This window comes from Arthrobacter sp. P1_D12 (assembly GCF_056406175.1).
The window spans coordinates 152,132-168,923 of record NZ_JBFUAR010000005.1 but is presented as its reverse complement, the minus strand read 5'-3'; the positions used below and the strand labels follow the sequence as shown (position 1 = coordinate 168,923).

The window sequence follows — 16,792 nt, the reverse complement described above, 5'->3', positions numbered from 1 at the left end:
AGTAGACTGGAACGGTGAGCATCCCTACGCCCTATGAAGACCTCCTGCGCGACGTCCTCGAGCACGGCACGCACAAATCGGACCGCACCGGCACCGGCACCCTGAGCGTTTTTGGCCGCCAGCTCCGCTTCGACCTGAGCAAGAGCTTCCCGCTGATCACCACCAAGCGGGTGCATTTCAAGTCCGTGGCGGTGGAGCTGCTCTGGTTCCTCCGCGGCGACACGAACGTCAAATGGATGCAGGACCAGGGCGTCACCATCTGGGACGAATGGGCCGACGCCGACGGCGAACTCGGTCCCGTTTACGGGGTCCAGTGGCGTTCCTGGCCCACGCCCGACGGCGGCCACATCGACCAGATCGCCGAACTCATCGAGAACCTGAAGTCCAACCCGGATTCGCGCCGGCACATCGTCTCGGCCTGGAACGTCTCCGAACTCAAGGACATGGCCCTGCCCCCATGCCACGCGTTCTTCCAGTTCTACGTGGCGGACGGCAAGCTTTCGTGCCAGCTGTACCAGCGGTCGGCGGACACCTTCCTGGGCGTGCCCTTCAACATCGCGTCCTACGCCTTGCTGACACGCATGATCGCGCAGCAGACCGGCCTGAAACCGGGCGAATTCGTCTGGACCGGCGGGGATGTCCACATCTACGACAACCACATGGACCAAGTCCTCAAGCAGCTCGCCCGCGAGCCCTACGACTACCCCCAGCTGAACATCACCCGCAAGCCGGACTCCATCTTCGACTTCACCCTCGAGGACTTCGAGGTGGTCGGCTACCAGCACCACCCGACGATTAAGGCCCCGATAGCCGTATGAGCAACGACAACACCGCGGGCGTGCAGCCCGGCGATTTCACGGAGCAACTCCGAGCGTCCACCACTGGCCTCGGGCTCGTCTGGGCCCAGACCAGCACCGGGGTGATCGGCAAGGCCGGCGACATGCCGTGGCACCTGCCCGAAGACATGTCGCACTTCAGCCGCCTCACCACCGGCCACCCGGTCATCATGGGACGCAAGACCTGGGAATCATTCCCGGACAAGTACCGTCCCCTGCCCGGCCGGACGAACATCGTCATCACCCGCCAGGCCGCCTGGCGGGACACCCAGGGCGCGGAAGGCGCCGTGGCGGTGGCGTCGCTCGATGACGCCTTGCTTGAATCCCAGTTCGTGGCCGGCCATGAGACCGTGTGGATCATCGGCGGCGGCGAAATCTTTGCCCAGTCCCTGGACCTTGCCGACGTCGCCGTCGTCACCACCATCGACACCAGCGCCGAAGGGGACACCTTCGCTCCGGAACTCGGCTACGACTGGACCGTCTCGGCCAGCCTCCCGGCCAACGGCTGGCTGACCTCCGCCAACGGCACCCGCTACCGGATCACGCTGTGGCGCCGGACGGAGGCCAAGTAATGCTGAGGAAGCCAGAAACACTCTTTGTCCTGGGGTACATGCTCCTGCCCCTGCTCGCACTGCTCTCCGCGGTCGTGGGGCTGACAATGATCCTGGGCGGCAACAAGATCCTCGGGGCGATCGTGCTGGTGGTGGTGACCCAGGTCTTCACGTTCGGGGCGGTTTTCGCGCTGCGCCGGCGCAAGGCGGCACTGTTGGAAGAGCCCCGCGGCGACTATAACGCGTGACGTAACCGACTGCGCCGGGCGGGCCGTGAAGTCTAAACTGGGCCCATGACTACAGCAGCTACCCCGTCCGTCGGCCTGGTTGGTTGGCGTGGCATGGTCGGTTCCGTCCTCATGCAGCGCATGCAGGATGAGGGCGACTTCGCCAACATCAACCCGGTCTTCTTCTCCACCTCGAACGCGGGCGGTGCCGCCCCGGCCCTGGCCGGTGCCGCTGCGGGCGCCGCCGGCAAGCTTGAGGACGCGTTCGACCTCGAGACGCTGGCGAAGCTGCCCATTATTGTCACCGCCCAGGGCGGGGACTACACCAAGCAGGTCCACGGCGAGCTCCGCAGCCGCGGCTGGGACGGCCTCTGGATCGATGCCGCCTCCACGCTGCGCATGAATGAGGATTCCATCATCGTGCTGGACCCCATCAACCGGGACGTCATCGACGCCGGCCTCTCCGGCGGGGTGAAGGACTTCGTCGGCGGCAACTGCACCGTGTCCTGCATGCTGATGGGCCTGGGCGGGCTCTTCAAGAACGACCTGGTCGAATGGGGCACGTCCATGACGTACCAGGCGGCCTCCGGCGGCGGGGCACGCCACATGCGTGAACTGCTGAACCAGTTCGGCAGCCTCAACGCCGAGGTCAGCTCCGAACTGGACGACCCGGCGTCGGCGATCCTCGAAATCGACCGCAAGGTCCTGGCACACCAGCGCGCCGGCATCGACGCCACACAGTTCGGCGTTCCGCTGGCCGGTTCGCTGATCCCCTGGATCGACGCGGACCTCGGCAACGGCCAGTCCAAGGAGGAATGGAAGGCCGGAGTGGAGACGAACAAGATCCTTGGCACCTCCGCCGCGAACCGCGTCGTCATGGACGGCCTGTGCATCCGGATCGGTGCGATGCGTTCCCACTCCCAGGCCCTGACACTGAAGCTGCGCGAGGACCTCCCGGTCGCCGAGATCGAGAAGCTCGTGGACGCGGACAACCAGTGGGCCCGCGTGGTGCCAAACACCAAGGAAGCCTCGATGGCCGAGCTCACGCCCGTGGCGGCCTCCGGCACCCTGGACATTCCGGTGGGCCGGATCCGCAAGCTCGAGATGGGTCCGCAGTACATCAGCGCGTTCACGGTGGGCGACCAGCTGCTGTGGGGCGCCGCGGAGCCGCTGCGGCGCATGCTCCGCATCGCCACCGGAAACCTCTAGGAGACCGTCCGGGACACGCATACAGGCGGACGTTCAGACACCCCTTCAGGCGGACGTTCAGGCACCTGATCCGGCACCTGTTCAGGCGCCAAGGAATCTGCGGTATTTCGCGGCCTGCAGCCCAAAAGACTTTTGGGCGGCAGGCCGCAGCCCGTTAACGGGGTCGAAGGGTTCGGGCACGACGCCGGCTCCCCTGCCGCCCGGCGGCCCGGCCCAGGTGCCGATCACGCCGCCGCCGGCCACGATGGTCTTCTTGAACACGCCGTTGCCGCCGGGGACGATCTTGTCGGCGTGCTCCGGCGGCAGCACGAGGGAGCGGTCCGCGTAGCCGAGCAGGAACTCATCGAACCCCGGCAGCGCCAGCACCGTGCGCTGACCGGGGACGCCGTCGTCGAGCAGCGCGGCTGTCTCTGCGGAGAGCCAGTAGCTGGTCCCCTCAAACTCCAGCTCCGCCAGCTGGTCCGACACCCGGGCCAGGGCCGCCCGGGTTTCCGTCAGCGGGATGCCGGCCCACCAGGCAAAATCACGTTCCGTGGCGGGGCCGTGACTGCGAAAGTAGCGCAGCAGCCACTCGGCGATGCCGTCGGAACGGTCCAGGGTCCGCGAATGGGTGATCCAGTCACCAAAGGCCACGACCAGCTGCTGGTTGCCGGCCAGCGGACCCTGCACCAGCAACCCCCGCTGGCACAGGATCCCGAGCAGATGGATGCCGCGCTGGCCCGCCGTTGACTGACCCGCCCGTTCGAAGGCCTGGAACAGCTCCGCCCGGCTGGCAGCTCCTCCGGAGACCAGCTGCAGGGCAGTTGCCGCGGCGGCGTCGACGTCCGCTGCCGTGATCTCGAGCTCCCGGTGGCGCCGGGCCAGGCCCTGGATCAGCCGGTCGGAGGTGATGGCCAGCATCCATTTCAAGTCCTCGGGTGCCAGCACGTGCAAGGTGCCGCGCATTGGCCAGGAACGGACGATCTCCGCCCGGTCCAGCGCCCCGCGGACGTCTTCGGCGCGGGAACCCGGCACGCGCTGGCCGACGGCCCAGAGCACGGCCTGCAGGTCCTGGGCCTGCATCGCCGTCATGCCGCGGACGGCGTCGGGGACGGACTGAAACCCCGGTCCCAGCAGTCCCTGGGCGGCCAGCCGCAGCCTGCCGATGATTCCGGGGCCAAGCCGGCGGATGCCCATCACTGCTGCCATGGAACCATGGTAAGCCGCCTGTGTTGCCTGTCGGGTTGTTGCCCGGCTGTTCCCAGCCGCCATCCAGCAGGCTTCCCTACCCTTGAATCATGACTATGAGTGAGGTGTGGCCGCTGCTGCGGCCCCTGTGCCGGAAGCTGGCCCTGCTGGGCTGGGCGTCCAGCGCCGCCGGCATGGCTGCCGGGCTCGCCGTCGCCATCGCCAGCGGTACCCGGCTCTCACCCATGATGAGCACCCTGCAGCTGGTGGCCGCCTTGTCCATGGCGGTGTCCGTGGCCAGCTTCGTCTTGGCCGCGGCGTTGCAGCCGCGGGCACGGTCTCAGGCACGGGTGCAGGCGGCCGTGAAGAGCGGCAGCATCGCCCCGCAGGGCCGGGAACTCCAGCTCGACTATGGCGGCGAATTTCCGGCCACCGTACAGGCCTTCCTGCTCGGCTCCCTGGCGTTCCTCGCCGGCGCCGTGGCGTTCGCGTGCGCCGGACTGGTGCTGCAAAGCGGGCCCAGCGTCCAGTCCGTGGCGTTCTGCCAGGTCTTCCTGCTCGGGGCCGCGGCCTCCGGTTTCACCTTCATGCTTTTCAGCAAGGTGGCACCCCGCCACACGGAACCGTAGCCGGGGAGCGGGGGCGCCCGGCCGGCGCTGTCCCGAGGAAAAGGGCCTTGCCCGGGCGGCGGCCCTTTTCCCGGGGCCGGACTTTCCCTAGAGATCGACGCCGATCAGCAGCGGCTCCGGGTGCAGTTCAATGCCGAAATGTTCGACGACGCCGTGGCGGACCTCGCGCGCGACGGCCAGCATGTCCGCCGCGCTCGCCCCTCCCCTGTTAGTGATGGCGAGGGTGTGCTTGGTGGACAGCGAGGCCCGGCCGCCCGAGACGCTGTCCGGGTCCAGGCCGAAGCCCTTGCCGAACCCGGCCTGGTCGATGAGCCACGCCGCCGAGAGCTTGGTCAGCCCGTCCGCACCGGCGGGGTACCGCGGGGCCTCCTGCGGCAGCCGTGCCGCGACGTCCTCGGTCACGATCGGGTTCGTGAAAAAGGATCCCGTGGAGTAGGTGTCACGGTCGTCCGCGTCCCAGACCATGCCCTTGGACGCCCGGAGCCGCAGCACCTCGCGCCGGACGTCGGTGGAGTAGGCCCGCTGGCCCTGTTCGACGCCGAGCACCCGGGCGAGTTCGGCGTAGCGGACCGGGGCGCTCTTCCGGCCGAGCGGGAGCTGGAATTCCACCGTGAGCACCACATAGCGCGGTGAGCCGTTGACGGTGGTCTGCTTCAGGATGGAGTCCCGGTAGCCGAACTTGAGTTCGGAATTCGTGAAGGTCTTCACCGCATTGCGTTCCCGGTCCCAGGTGCGCACGACGGCGATCGTCTGGGACACGTCGGCCCCGTAGGCGCCGACGTTCTGCACGGGGGTGGCGCCCGTGGCACCGGGGATCCCGGAGAGGGCTTCGACGCCGGACCAGGCATGCTTCACGGCGTGTTCAACGAAGGCGTCCCAGTTGTGGCCGGCCTGGACCACCACCGCCACGCCGCCGCAGGAGTCCTCGGCGTCGACGGTGAACCCCTCGGAGGCGATCTTCAGCACCGTGCCGGGGAACCCGGCGTCGGACACCAGCAGGTTGGAGCCGCCGCCGATGATCAGCAGGGACTGGCCGGCGGCGTCCGCGGTGCGAACGGCGTCGATGATCGCGGCTTCGGTGCGGGCCTCGATGTAGCTGCCGGCGGGGCCGCCGACGGCGGAGGTGGTCAGGGCGGAGAGCTGAATCTGGGTCACCTGACCAGCCTAGCCGGGATCATCAGCCCGCCTAAGCCGGTGCCGGCCGCACCTGGCTAGCTGTTCTGTCCCGGCAAGGGCACGGGCGCGGGGAGTTTGCCGGTCACCGGGGAGAGCAGGAAACTGACGATCAGCATCACCATGACGGCCAGCAGCGAGTGGAGAATGCCGACGTGCTCGGCCAGCAGACCCAGCAGCGGCGGCCCGCACAGGAACGCTCCGTAGCCGATCGTGGACACCACGGACACCCGCGCGGCGGCCTTGACGGGATTGTCGGCCGCGGCGGACATGCCGACCGGGAAGCCCAGGGACGCGCCGAGTCCCCAGATGGCCAGGGCCACGTAGGCCAGCCACGGTACCGGTGCGAAGACGAACAGGCCGAGGCCCAGAACCGCCAGCGCGGCGCACCAGCGCATCACCGGGACCCGGCCGAAGCGGTCCAGGACCAGGGTGCCGGCGAAGCGGCCGATGGTCATGAAGGTGACGAACAGCCCGTACCCGGCGGCTCCGGCGGCGTCGGTCTGGCCGTGGCCGTCGGCCAGCGCCAGCGCCACCCAGTCCCCCGCCGCTCCTTCGGCCAGGGCCAGCCCGAGGACCAGCACGCCCAGCAGCAGGGTGCGCCTGTCACGCCAGGCCTGGGCGATGAGGCGTTTGTTGTCCAAGGGCGGCTCCTGGACCGCGTCCGTCTGCCGGACGATCGGGATGGGCCCGGTGGAAGGATCCTCGAAGGTATCTGTCCCGGACGCTTTGAAGGGCTGCTCCGCCTCGAGGGGCGTGATGTCCGCCCGGAACCAGGCCGCCGCGGTGGTCACCGAGCCGGCCACCAGCAGGCCCACCACGGCCAGGTGCAGGAAGACGGGGATCCCGGCGGCGGCAGCCCAGGCGCCCAGCCCGGCGCCCGCCACAGTGCCCAGGCTGAAGGAGCCGTGCAGCCGGGGCATGATGTGCCGCCGGACGGCGCGTTCCACCGCCGCCCCTTCTACGTTGGACGCCGTGTTCCAGCTGGCGGTGCCCAGCCCGATGATTGCCAGACCCGCGGCAACCGCCACCGGGCTGGCGAGCACCGAGGTGCCGAAGCCTGCCAGCGCCAGCCCGAATCCGACCATGATGCTGCCGATCCGGATGGTGCGCTTGGAGCCAAGGCGAAGAACAATCAGGCCCGAGGCGGACACGGACACGAAGGATCCCGCCGTCATGCAGAGCAGGAGCAGCCCGATCGTGCCCGGGGTCAGGTCCAGGCCGTCGCGGATGGCCGGCAGCCGGGACACCCAGGTGGAAAAAGCGATTCCGCTCGCGGCGTAGGCCACCACCACGGCGTTTCGCCAGTGCGTGATCTCGGCGGGCGGGACGAAGACTTCCTTGGTCACAGCAGCCAGATTCACAGCAACGCCATGGGCTAGGCCACCCTGACGACGGCCTGGGCCTTGACGAGGACCTTCTGGGCGGCCGAGACGACCGTGAGGTCGACGCGGGCGGTGCCGGCGTCGGCGTCGAGGGCCCCGATGGCCCCGCTGACCTCGATCACGGCACCGGACTCCGGTGTCCCCGTCGTGTCGGCGACCGGAACCGGCTTGGTGAAGCGGGTCTGGAAGTCGACGACGGCGGCGGGATCGCCGGCCCAGTCGGTCACGAGCTGGACGGCCGCACCCATGGTGAACATGCCGTGGGCGATCACGCCCGGCAGGCCGACGCCGGTGGCGAAGGCCTCGTTCCAGTGGATCGGGTTGAAGTCACCGGATGCGCCGGCGTACTTGACGAGGTCGGTGCGGGTGACGGTAATGCTGCGGCTGCCAATGTCCTGGCCGACCGTGAGTGCTGCGATGTCGATGCTCATGGCTACTGTCCCTCTCCGCGGACCAGGATGGACGAGGTGGTGGTGGCGACCGGCTCCCGGACACCGGTGGCATCGCCGGGGGCCAGGGCGAAGATTTCCGAGCGGGTGGTGATCATGGCTCCGCCGCCCATGGCGCGGACGCCGTCGACGTGCAGTTCGGCGACCAACCGGTCCCCCGCGACGATCGGGCGGTGGTGCGTGAACCGCTGGTCGGCGTGGACCACGCGGGAGAAGTCGATCCCGGATTCCGGATCCTCGATCAGCTGCGCGTCGGCGCGCTGCGCGACGATAATGGCGAAGGTCGGCGGCGCCACGAGGTCGCTGTGACCCAGCGCCTCGGCGGCGGCAACATCGAAGTGGGCAGGGTGGGTGGCTTTGACCGCGCGCGCGAACTCGCGGATCTTCTCGCGGCCGACGTCATACACCTCTGCGGCAGGGTAGCTGCGCCCCTGCAGGTCCGGATTGATAGTCATGGTTCCAGCCTATCGCCACGCCCCGAGCCGTCCGGCTTCGTGACAGGGTGCGCGCCGGGGACCGGACGGGCACTGACGGGCGCCCCGCCGGGTCTTGACCGGCGCGGTATGATGAAAACATCAATCCATCAATCCGAATCACCGAGGCGCCGCCGGACCGCGCCGCGAACGGATGCGAGAAAGTGTTTCCCCGCCATGATCTCCGCCGCGCAGACCCCTTTGTATGAAATCAAGGCCAACCTTTTCAAAGCCCTGGCGCACCCGGCCCGAATCCGGATCCTCGAGCTTCTGGCGGCCGCGCCGGATAATACGGCGCCGGTCAGTTACCTGCTCGCCGAGACGGGGCTGGAGCCCTCGCACCTGTCCCAGCACCTGGGCACGCTGCGCCGGCACGGTGTGGTGACGTCGGTCCGGACGGCGAATGCCGTGACCTACCGGCTCGCTCATCCCAAGATCAAGGAGCTGCTCGCGATCGCCCGGGTCTTCCTGCTGGACACCCTGGCCGGTTCCAGCGAACAGCTCCGGCTAGCGCAGGAGCTGCCGGCAGGCCACCTCGACCGCGCGGGCGACGCCGACAGTACCGGCCACCTCGACGCCACGGCAACGTGAGCGCGGCCCAGGCAGCAGACCCGGCGACGACATCTGCCACGGCACGGGGACGCTTCGCCCGGTTTGTGCCGTCCCGCCGCGACTACGAGCTCTTGAGGTCCGCCTGGAAGACGGACCTGTTCGCCGGCATCACGGTGGGCATTGTGGCGCTCCCCCTGGCCCTGGCCTTCGGGGTCAGTTCCGGGGTCGGGGCGGAGGCCGGACTCATCACCGCGGTGGTGGCAGGACTTGTCGCCGCCGTCATGGGCGGATCCAACGTCCAGGTCTCCGGCCCGACCGGCGCCATGGTGGTGGTCCTGGCCCCGGTGGTCGCCGTCCACGGCGTCGGCAGCATTGCCCTGGTCTCTGTATTGGCCGGGCTGCTGGTCGTGGTCCTGGGCGCCAGCGGGCTGGGCCGGGCCGTCGCGTTCATCCCGTGGCCGGTCGTGGAGGGTTTCACACTCGGCATCGCCGCCATCATTTTCCTCCAGCAGGTTCCCTTGGCCACGGGCACCGAGGGAACGCCGGGCCACAACACCCTCCTGGCCGCCGTCGAGAGCGCGTCGCAGGCCACCATGCCGACCGTGCTGGAAACGCTCGCGGTGGTGGCCTGCGTCGCGGCCGTGATGTACCTGCTGCCCAGGCTGAACAAGGCCCTGCCCGCGAGCCTGATCGCGGTGCTGCTCACCACTGCGGCGTCGGAGATGCTGGCGCTGGACATACCGCGGATCGGCGCGCTTCCGCACTCCCTGCCGGCGCCCTCGATGCCCTCTGTCGATCCGGCCGCGCTGGGAGGCCTGCTGATGCCGGCCGTGTCCATCGCGACGCTCGCCGCCATCGAATCCCTGCTCTCGGCCCGGGTGGCCGCCGGCATGGTCGGCCCCGACGGCCGTCCGTCCGGCGCGTACAGCCCGGACCGGGAGCTCACCGGCCAGGGGCTGGCCTCGATCGCTGCCGGATTCTTCGGCGGCATGCCCGCCACGGGTGCGATCGCCCGGACCGCAGTGAACGTCCGTTCCGGGGCCAAGACCCGGCTCTCCGCGGTGGTGCACGCCCTGGTGCTGCTGGCCATCATTTACCTGGCGGCGGGGCTCGTCGGCAGGATCCCGCTGGCGGCGCTGGCCGGCATCCTCATGGTCACGGCCGTCCGCATGGTCTCGCGGCACACCGTGACGGCGATTTTGCGCTCCACCCGGGCCGACGCCGCGGTCTTCGTGGTCACCGCCCTCATTACCGTCGCCTTCGACCTCATTGTGGCCATCCAGATCGGACTCGCCGCGGCCGCCGTGTTCACGCTGCGGACATTCGCTTCCCTGAGCGGGGTCCGGCGCGAGGACATCCCGGGGCCGCCGGTTCCGGGCGACGAGCACATCGCCATCTTCCGGCTGGACGGGGCCATGTTTTTCGGTGCAGCGGAGCGGGTCCTGCAGGAGATCAGCCAGGTCCGGGACATCCAGGTGGCCGTCATCCGGCTGTCCCAGCTGCGGATGCTGGACGCCACGGGCGCCCACATGCTCGTTGAGGTGGTCTCCGCGCTGGAGCTGCGCGGGGTCACGGTCCTGCTGAAGGGGGTCCAGCCGCAGCATCTGGAGCTCGTGACCAATGTGGGGGTCATCCGCTCACTGCGGCATCACAAGCACCTGTTCACATCCCTCCCGGACGCGGTGGAGCATGCCCGGAGCCATGTGGCGCGGAACGCGGCCGCTAGCGCTTGAGGTTTTTCCGGATCGCCTGGCCGCGGACCACAAGCCCGGCAATGTGCAGGAGCAGGCCGAGCCCAATCACGGCCAGCGAGGCGAGGGCAAGGGGCTGGTTGCCGGTGCTGTTGCCCACCACGCTGAGGATGATACCGAGGGCGATCAGGCCCATGGCGCTGAAGACGAGCACCTTGTAGGTGGTTGACGCGGTGGCCCAGAATTCATTCAGCACCGTGCCAGTCTACCGGGGCGGCCGGACGACGCCGCGAGCCGCAAAATTCCTGGCGACACTCACAGCGCCTGCCGGCGAGCGAGTACGTGCGCGCCCGGTAATTTGCGCGTCGCGGGGCAATTCCAGCGTCAGAACAAGGCTTCCTGCACGGCCGGGACGTCCGAGCCGTGGTCACCGAGTTCGATCACCCGGGCCTTGAGCTGGCCCAGGTTCACCACGAATTCAAGTCCGCTGCCATCCAGCGCCGCGAGGGCAATGCTGCCGCTCAGCGCGTCGATCCGGAACCCGTGCGCTCCGGCCGCCAGGTCGTACGGATAGGCATGCCGGGCACCCGGGGCGCAGGCCTTCGCGGAGAGCTCCGGCCGGGCCCACCGTTCATCCACCACCGCGAAGCCCTCCCCGCCGGCACCGGCGATCAGGGTCCGGGCCTCCCCTGCCAGCCGTCCGTTCAGGGCGTCGAGGTCGACGGCGGCTGCCGGGGCGAGCAGCGCAGCGGCCTTGGCGGCAGCGCGGACCTGCTGCGGCAGCCCGGCCTCGCGCGTGATCATGTCCTCGAGGAGGCGGACCACGCGGCCGTCCTCGGCACGGGCGACGTACCGGGCGACGACGGCGCCCTGTTCGGCGAGCCGGTTCCATTTGCGCGGGTGGGACGCGGTGCCGACCTTGCTGGCCCCGTTGGCGAAGGTGGCGACGTAGAGCCAGTGCGGCTGCATCAGGTACGCGCGCAGGCCCGGCGGGACCCGGCCGCCGCGGTGGAAGTCATGGATCAGCCGGGAGTCGTCCAGAACGAAGCACCGCTCGCACTGGCTGCCCCTGGCGGCGGGAGCCCGGTCCGGGCACAGGACGTGGTCCCGGTCCGCGGGTCCGTGCACCAGGTGGTGCCCGAGGCACTGCTTGCCCGCGGCGGCGAACCGGAAACCGAGGCGGGTGCCGGGGTCGAGCGTCAGTGCGGTGAGGGCGCCGCCAGGGTCCTGCAGGCGCATCGCCGGTGGCCTGCCGCCGAACGCTGCGGCGGGTCCCGGCGCCGGACCATCCCAAAAGACCCCGTGCACCAGATAGCGGGTATCGGTCACGGGGTCTCCTGCGGTGGTGATGTGGCTACAGGGCCGGCTGCACGCCAAAGGCGATGGCGAGCTTCATGATCTTCTCGGCCCGGCCCAGGCGCGGCAGGTCGGAGCCGTCCCGGATGACGCGGCCGCTGGCTTCGAAGTCGGCCATGAAGTCCGTGGCCCAGGCGACGTCGGACGGCGTGGGGCTGATGACTTCGTTGATCACCGGGGTCTGGTCGATGGCGAGGCAGAGCTTCCCGGTCATCCCCATCATCACCGTGATGCCGGTCTGTTCGCGCAGAATCGGGTGGTTCGTGCCGACGGTGGGGCCGTCGATGGGGCCGGGCAGGTTGCCCACGCGGCTGGCCACAACGAGCTTGGCACGGGGGTAGGCCATGGCTTCCGCGGTGGCCGCCATGCCGGTGTCGCGGCGGAAGTCGCCCGAGCCGAAGGCCAGGCGGAAGGCGCCCTGGGCCTTGGCGATGTTGTTGGCTTCCTCGATGCCGACGGCGGACTCGACCAGAGGGATCACCGGGGTCTTGCCGTCCATCCGGTGAAAGCTCTCCGTGACCTGGTCGGCCGATTCGGTTTTGGCCAGCATGATGCCCAGCAGTCCGGGGGTGCCGCGCAGGCCCGCGAGGTCGTCGGCCCAGAACGGGCTGGTGGCGTCGTTGATCCGGACCCAGGCGCTGCCGCCGGCGGTCAGCCAGTTCACGACGTTGGCGCGGGCGGCGTCCTTCTGCGAGGGGTCCACCGCGTCTTCGATGTCGAGGATGATCGCATCGGCCCGGGAGACGGCGGACTGGTCGAAGAGGTCGGTCTTCATCGCGTTGACCAGCAGCCAGGAGCGGGCGATGTCGGCCGGAATGTTGCGTTGGGGCCGAAGTGATTCGGCGGTGGTGGTAGAGGTCATGCATCTACGCTAGTCGCCCGGGGGCACTTGCCGCTAAGCGATCCGGCCTTCAGCGGCGACCATTACGACCAAAATCACATCCCTGCCCAGCTGGCCGGCAGCAGAAGCCGTTTCCAGGCTCAAAACGGCCAGGCGGCCGGCCAGTTGGGAGGGGCGGGACCGGCTAGGGGATGTTGCTTCCCCGGGCCGCGACCCAGAGCCCGTACCACTCGGCGCGGGTCATCGCCGCGGCGGCCTCGGGGGCGCCGGCGCAGGCGAGGATCCGGTCCGGGTTCGCGGTGCCGATCACGGGCGCAATCCCGGCAGGGTGCCTCATGAGCCAGCCGAGCACGATCGCTTCCCCCGTGGTGCCCTTCCCGGCGGCCAGGGCGGCCACGAGGGAAGTGGCGGCCTCCTCGGCCGGCGTCCGCACGGCCGCCGGCGCCCCGGTGTAGAGGCCGCGGGCCAGCGACCCGTAGGCCTGCAGCCGGATGCCGTTCCGGACGCAGTGCTCGACAGTCCCGTGCGGGAAGCTGTAGTCCGTGCCCTCGGCATGGTTGACCAGCACCGTGCTTTCCAGCCATGCCCGTTTCAGCAGGCTCATTTCGAGCTGGTTGCCCACCACGGGAACCTCGAGCCGGTCCTGCAGCATCTCGATCTGCGGGCCCGACATGTTGGACACGCCCACGGCCCGCACCTTGCCTTCGGCCATGAGCTGCCCGACGGCGGAGGCCACCTCCGCCGGATCCATCAGGGGATCCGGGCGGTGCAGCATGAGCACGTCGACGTAGTCCGTCCGGAGCCGGGCCAGGCTGTCGCTGACCCGCGCCAGGATGCCGTCCCGGCTGAGGTCGTAGTAGGCCTCCAGGCCCTGCTCATTGAGCCGGATGCCGCACTTGGTCTGCAGCCGGATTTTCTCCCGCAGCCCGGGGGTGCGGGCCAGGACCTCGCCGAAGACGGCTTCGGCCTTGCCGTTGGTATAGATGTCTGCGTGGTCGAACAGTGTGATGCCCGCGTTCAGGGCGGCCTCGACCGCCGCGGCCGCCTCGTCCACGTGTGCGGACGAGTACGGCTCGGCCGACCAGTCGCCGCCCAGGCCCATGCAGCCGTAGACGAGTTCCTGGGGGAGGTTCCCGGCGCCGGCGGGCGTGCCGGGCGAAACCTGCGGTGCGGGACTCACCGCAGCCAGACGGTGGTGTTGGCCGGCAGCTGCCCGCCATCCAGCGGGCCGCTGCTGACCAGCACCTCGCCGGCCGGCAGGTCAACCGGCGCGTCGCCGAAGTTGGTCACCGTCTGCCAGCCGCCGGGACGGCTGAAGCGCAGGACGTCGGCGCTGCCGGATTCCTGCCACTGCAGTTCCTCCGAGGTCTGCAGTTCGCGGCGCAGCTTCAGGGCCTTGCGGTAGAGCTCGAGGGTGGAACCTTCCACGCCGTCCTGGGCTGCCACCGCGTAGCGGCTGAACCAGGCCGGCTGCGGCAGGTGTGCCCCGCCGGGGCCAAAGCCGAACGAGGCGCCCTCCGGGGCCCAGGGCAGGGGCACGCGGCAGCCGTCGCGGCCGATCTCCACGCCCTTGTTCCGGAAGAAGGTGGGGTCCTGGCGCTCGGCGTCGGGAATCTCCGCGACTTCCTGCAGGCCCAGTTCCTCGCCCTGGTACAGGTAGGCCGAACCCGGCAGGGCCAGCATCAGCAGGGTCGCGGCGCGGGCCCGGCGCAGGCCGAGTTCGACGTCGAGTTCCTCGACGGGGGCGCCGGCCAGCAGCCAGCCCTTGCCGTCCTGGCCCTGGGCGTGCTTGCCGCCGCCCTGGGGCAGGCCGTAGCGGGTGGCGTGGCGGACGACATCGTGGTTGGAGAAAACCCAGGTGGAGGAGGCACCGGACTCGGTGGCCTCGGCGAGGTTCCGGGCGATGATTTCGCGGAACTCGCCGGCGTCGAAGTCGGCCTGCAGGAGGTCGAAGTTGAACGCCTGGCCCAGGCCCTCCGGGCTGGCGTAACGGGCGCGGCGGGTGGCGTGCACCCAGGCCTCGGCCACGGCAGTGCGCGGCGGGTTGTATTCCTTGAACACCTCGCGCCATTCGGCGTAGATCTCGTGGACTTCGTCGCGGTCCCAGAACGGGTGCGAGCCGTCCGGGAAGCCGTCCGTTCCGGTGTTGGCGGCGCTGAGCTCCACCTTGGAGATCAGCGGCTCGGTGAGGTCCTTGGTCAGCGCGTGGGCGACGTCGACGCGGAAGCCGTCCACGCCGCGGTCGGACCAGAAGCGGAGCGTCTTGAGGAAGTCGTCGCGGATTTCCCGGTTGGCCCAGTTCAGGTCCGGCTGTTCCTTGGCGAAGATGTGCATGTACCACTGGCCGGGCGTGCCGTCGGGCTCGGTGATGCGCTCCCAGGCCGGGCCGCCGAAGACGGATTCCCAGTCCGACGGCGCGAGCTCGCCGTTTTCGCCGAGACCGTCGCGGAAGATGTAGCGTTCGCGGGCCGCGGAGCCGCGCGGGGAGGCCAGGGCCTCCCGGAACCACTCGTGCCGGTTCGAGGAGTGGTTGGGGACAATGTCGGCGATGAGCTTGATGCCCGCGGCGTGCAGCGCGGCGGACATCTCGTCGAAGTCCGCCAGGGTGCCGAGCTTGGGGTCCACGTCGCGGTAGTCGTCGACGTCGTAGCCTCCGTCGGCGAGGGCCGAGGGGTAGAACGGGGAGAGCCAGACGGCGTCGATCCCGAGCTCCTTCAGGTACGGGACCTTGGCGGTGATGCCCTTGATGTCGCCCAGGCCGTCACCATTGGAGTCTGAAAAGCTCCGCGGGTAGATCTGGTACACCGATGCCTGGCGCCACCAGTTGGGGTCGGCGGCGAGATCGGAACCGGACAGGGTTGCCAGCGTGGCGGTGTTGGTCAAAGGAGATTCCTTCGGGTCTGGGAGGGCTTCTGGTAATTTAGATACAAGCTAAATATATTGCCTGAACAATTATGGGTCCGGGGACAGAAGAGGTCAAGAAGTGATGCCGCACGCAGCCGCCGCCACGCCGCAGCTGCTGCGCCGCGTCAACGCCCAGGCCGTGCTGCGCCACATCCGCGGCGCCGATGTTGCCACCGGAACCGAGTTGATGGCCCTGACCGGGCTGACCCGGGCCTCGGTGATTGCCGTCTGCGAGGACCTGATCGGCCGGGGCTGGATCGTGGAGCAGGACCAGCCCGCAGACCCGGCAAGTCCGCGGAAGGGCCGGCCGGCCCGGCGCTTCGCCTTCAACCGGGAAGCGGGTTTCGTGCTGGGCCTGGACATTGGTGCCGCAACCACGACCGCCGCCGTGGCCGACCTCCGCGGCACGGTGATCGGCCGTTCCAGCGGGAGCTTCCGCGCGGCGGACATCCCCGCGCAGGAGCGGATCGGCGTCGTCGATTTCGCCTGCCGCGAGGCGCTGGAAGCCGCGGGAGCGGACCCGGGCAGGGTCCTGGCCGTCGGCGCCGGGATCGCAGCGCCGGTGGACCGCGACGGCAACGTGCTGGTGACGCAGCGGTTTTGGAGCCTGTTCGACGTCGGGCTCCGCTCCGCGCTGAAGGAACTGCACGGCTGGACCGTGCTCCTGGAGAACGACGCCAACCTGGCTGCGCTGGGTGAGCGCTGGCGCGGGTCCGGCGTGGGCGTGGATGATCTGGTGGTGCTCCTGGCCGGCGAACGCCTGGGCGCCGGGGTGATGGAATCCGGACGCCTGCTCCACGGCCGCGGCGGGGCCGCCGGCGAGATGGGCTATCTGGACATGGTGGAGGGGGTTGGCTCCAGCGACGGCATCGCCGCCCTGGTGCGGCAGTGGTCGGCGGCCGGCGGCGGACCCTCCGCGGGCGGCCCTGCCAGTGCGCCGCGCGTCTTCGCGGACGCGGCCGCGGGAGACCCCGCGGCCCTGGCCATCCTGGACCGGATTTCGGAGCGCATGGCCCGGGTCATCGCCTCGATCGCGAGCCTGATCAACCCCGAGCAGGTGGTGATCGGCGGCGCCGTCGCCGAGTCCGCCGGGGCGCTCCTGCCGGGCATCACAGCGCTGCTTCCCCGCTTCACCGCGACTCCCCCGCGGGTGACGGTCTCACCCCTAGGCGACGCGATCGTCACGGCGGGCGCGGTCCGGCACGCCCTGGACTACGTCGAGGCGAATGCCTTGGAGCTGGAACTGGCCGGCTGAAGCCTTGCCGGGCAGCTAGTTCTTTCACCGGAGCGGTTGCTCAAGATTCGGCAACGATTGGATACCCACGCCGAAAGTTTGGCGCAAGTTTCCC

General features: G+C 69.6%; 18 protein-coding genes. 8 read left to right on the top strand and 10 right to left on the bottom strand.

Going from position 1 to position 16,792, the window contains the following annotated elements:
• Positions 1-14: 14 nt before the first annotated feature.
• Genes AC1DZV_RS05235 through asd form a run of 4 tightly spaced genes read left to right on the top strand, consistent with a single transcriptional unit; the run spans position 15 to position 2,823 of the window.
• On the top strand, positions 15-818 hold the full coding sequence (locus AC1DZV_RS05235) for a thymidylate synthase (RefSeq protein WP_476953169.1): 804 nt from the start codon (positions 15-17) through the stop codon (positions 816-818).
• Complete coding sequence (locus AC1DZV_RS05230; RefSeq protein WP_476950123.1) at positions 815-1,408, top strand: dihydrofolate reductase; 594 nt, start codon at positions 815-817, stop codon at positions 1,406-1,408. Before AC1DZV_RS05235 ends, AC1DZV_RS05230 begins: the two co-directional genes overlap by 4 nt.
• A complete protein-coding gene (locus AC1DZV_RS05225; protein ID WP_028276519.1) occupies positions 1,408-1,635 on the top strand; it encodes an NF038396 family protein in 228 nt (75 codons plus the stop codon). Before AC1DZV_RS05230 ends, AC1DZV_RS05225 begins: the two co-directional genes overlap by 1 nt.
• 45 nt (positions 1,636-1,680) lie before the next feature.
• On the top strand, positions 1,681-2,823 hold the full coding sequence (gene asd / locus AC1DZV_RS05220) for an aspartate-semialdehyde dehydrogenase (RefSeq protein ID WP_476944033.1): 1,143 nt from the start codon (positions 1,681-1,683) through the stop codon (positions 2,821-2,823).
• Between the two features lie 81 nt (positions 2,824-2,904).
• On the opposite strand, the gene AC1DZV_RS05215 is transcribed toward asd, so the two are convergent.
• Positions 2,905-4,011 (bottom strand): winged helix DNA-binding domain-containing protein, encoded by a 1,107-nt coding sequence (locus AC1DZV_RS05215; protein ID WP_476953168.1) that lies wholly within the window; start codon positions 4,009-4,011, stop codon positions 2,905-2,907.
• A gap of 89 nt (positions 4,012-4,100) precedes the next feature.
• Here AC1DZV_RS05215 and AC1DZV_RS05210 point away from each other — a divergent pair, with 89 nt between their 5' ends.
• Positions 4,101-4,619: a hypothetical protein gene (locus AC1DZV_RS05210; RefSeq protein WP_476950124.1), complete on the top strand. Its 519-nt coding sequence runs from the start codon at positions 4,101-4,103 to the stop codon at positions 4,617-4,619.
• A gap of 87 nt (positions 4,620-4,706) precedes the next feature.
• Here the strand turns inward: AC1DZV_RS05210 and AC1DZV_RS05205 are convergent, their stop codons facing one another.
• Genes AC1DZV_RS05205 through AC1DZV_RS05190 form a run of 4 tightly spaced genes read right to left on the bottom strand, consistent with a single transcriptional unit; the run spans position 4,707 to position 8,081 of the window.
• Entirely contained in the window at positions 4,707-5,774 is a 1,068-nt protein-coding gene (locus AC1DZV_RS05205; protein WP_476950125.1) for a UDP-N-acetylmuramate dehydrogenase, read from the bottom strand.
• Between the two features lie 56 nt (positions 5,775-5,830).
• Positions 5,831-7,156, bottom strand: a complete 1,326-nt coding sequence (locus AC1DZV_RS05200) for an MFS transporter (protein WP_476950126.1) — start codon at positions 7,154-7,156, stop codon at positions 5,831-5,833.
• A gap of 14 nt (positions 7,157-7,170) precedes the next feature.
• Complete coding sequence (locus AC1DZV_RS05195) at positions 7,171-7,608, bottom strand: MaoC family dehydratase (protein WP_028276514.1); 438 nt, start codon at positions 7,606-7,608, stop codon at positions 7,171-7,173.
• A 2-nt stretch (positions 7,609-7,610) separates the two neighbouring features.
• Complete coding sequence (locus AC1DZV_RS05190; RefSeq protein ID WP_476950127.1) at positions 7,611-8,081, bottom strand: FAS1-like dehydratase domain-containing protein; 471 nt, start codon at positions 8,079-8,081, stop codon at positions 7,611-7,613.
• A 195-nt stretch (positions 8,082-8,276) separates the two neighbouring features.
• Here AC1DZV_RS05190 and AC1DZV_RS05185 point away from each other — a divergent pair, with 195 nt between their 5' ends.
• Positions 8,277-8,690 (top strand): ArsR/SmtB family transcription factor, encoded by a 414-nt coding sequence (locus AC1DZV_RS05185; protein ID WP_476950128.1) that lies wholly within the window; start codon positions 8,277-8,279, stop codon positions 8,688-8,690.
• Positions 8,687-10,384, top strand: coding sequence for a SulP family inorganic anion transporter (locus AC1DZV_RS05180; RefSeq protein ID WP_476950129.1), 1,698 nt, complete (start codon positions 8,687-8,689; stop codon positions 10,382-10,384). Before AC1DZV_RS05185 ends, AC1DZV_RS05180 begins: the two co-directional genes overlap by 4 nt.
• On the opposite strand, the gene AC1DZV_RS05175 is transcribed toward AC1DZV_RS05180, so the two are convergent.
• From AC1DZV_RS05175 to AC1DZV_RS05155, 5 genes are all read right to left on the bottom strand, one after another.
• Entirely contained in the window at positions 10,374-10,598 is a 225-nt protein-coding gene (locus AC1DZV_RS05175) for a DUF3188 domain-containing protein (protein WP_476953167.1), read from the bottom strand. The two genes, AC1DZV_RS05180 and AC1DZV_RS05175, sit on opposite strands and share 11 nt — an antisense overlap.
• Before the next feature lie 128 nt (positions 10,599-10,726).
• Positions 10,727-11,671, bottom strand: a complete 945-nt coding sequence (locus AC1DZV_RS05170) for a DUF2797 domain-containing protein (RefSeq protein ID WP_476953166.1) — start codon at positions 11,669-11,671, stop codon at positions 10,727-10,729.
• 25 nt (positions 11,672-11,696) lie between these two features.
• Positions 11,697-12,560: an HpcH/HpaI aldolase/citrate lyase family protein gene (locus AC1DZV_RS05165; RefSeq protein WP_476950131.1), complete on the bottom strand. Its 864-nt coding sequence runs from the start codon at positions 12,558-12,560 to the stop codon at positions 11,697-11,699.
• A gap of 163 nt (positions 12,561-12,723) precedes the next feature.
• The gene (locus AC1DZV_RS05160; RefSeq protein WP_476953165.1) at positions 12,724-13,719 is read right to left on the bottom strand and encodes an aldo/keto reductase; all 996 of its coding nucleotides are present in this window, start codon (positions 13,717-13,719) and stop codon (positions 12,724-12,726) included.
• The gene (locus AC1DZV_RS05155) at positions 13,716-15,422 is read right to left on the bottom strand and encodes a glycoside hydrolase family 13 protein (protein WP_476953164.1); all 1,707 of its coding nucleotides are present in this window, start codon (positions 15,420-15,422) and stop codon (positions 13,716-13,718) included. Before AC1DZV_RS05155 ends, AC1DZV_RS05160 begins: the two co-directional genes overlap by 4 nt.
• Before the next feature lie 103 nt (positions 15,423-15,525).
• Between AC1DZV_RS05155 and AC1DZV_RS05150 the strand changes: the two genes are divergently transcribed.
• On the top strand, positions 15,526-16,698 hold the full coding sequence (locus AC1DZV_RS05150; protein ID WP_476953163.1) for an ROK family transcriptional regulator: 1,173 nt from the start codon (positions 15,526-15,528) through the stop codon (positions 16,696-16,698).
• The last annotated feature ends 94 nt before the right edge of the window (positions 16,699-16,792 follow it).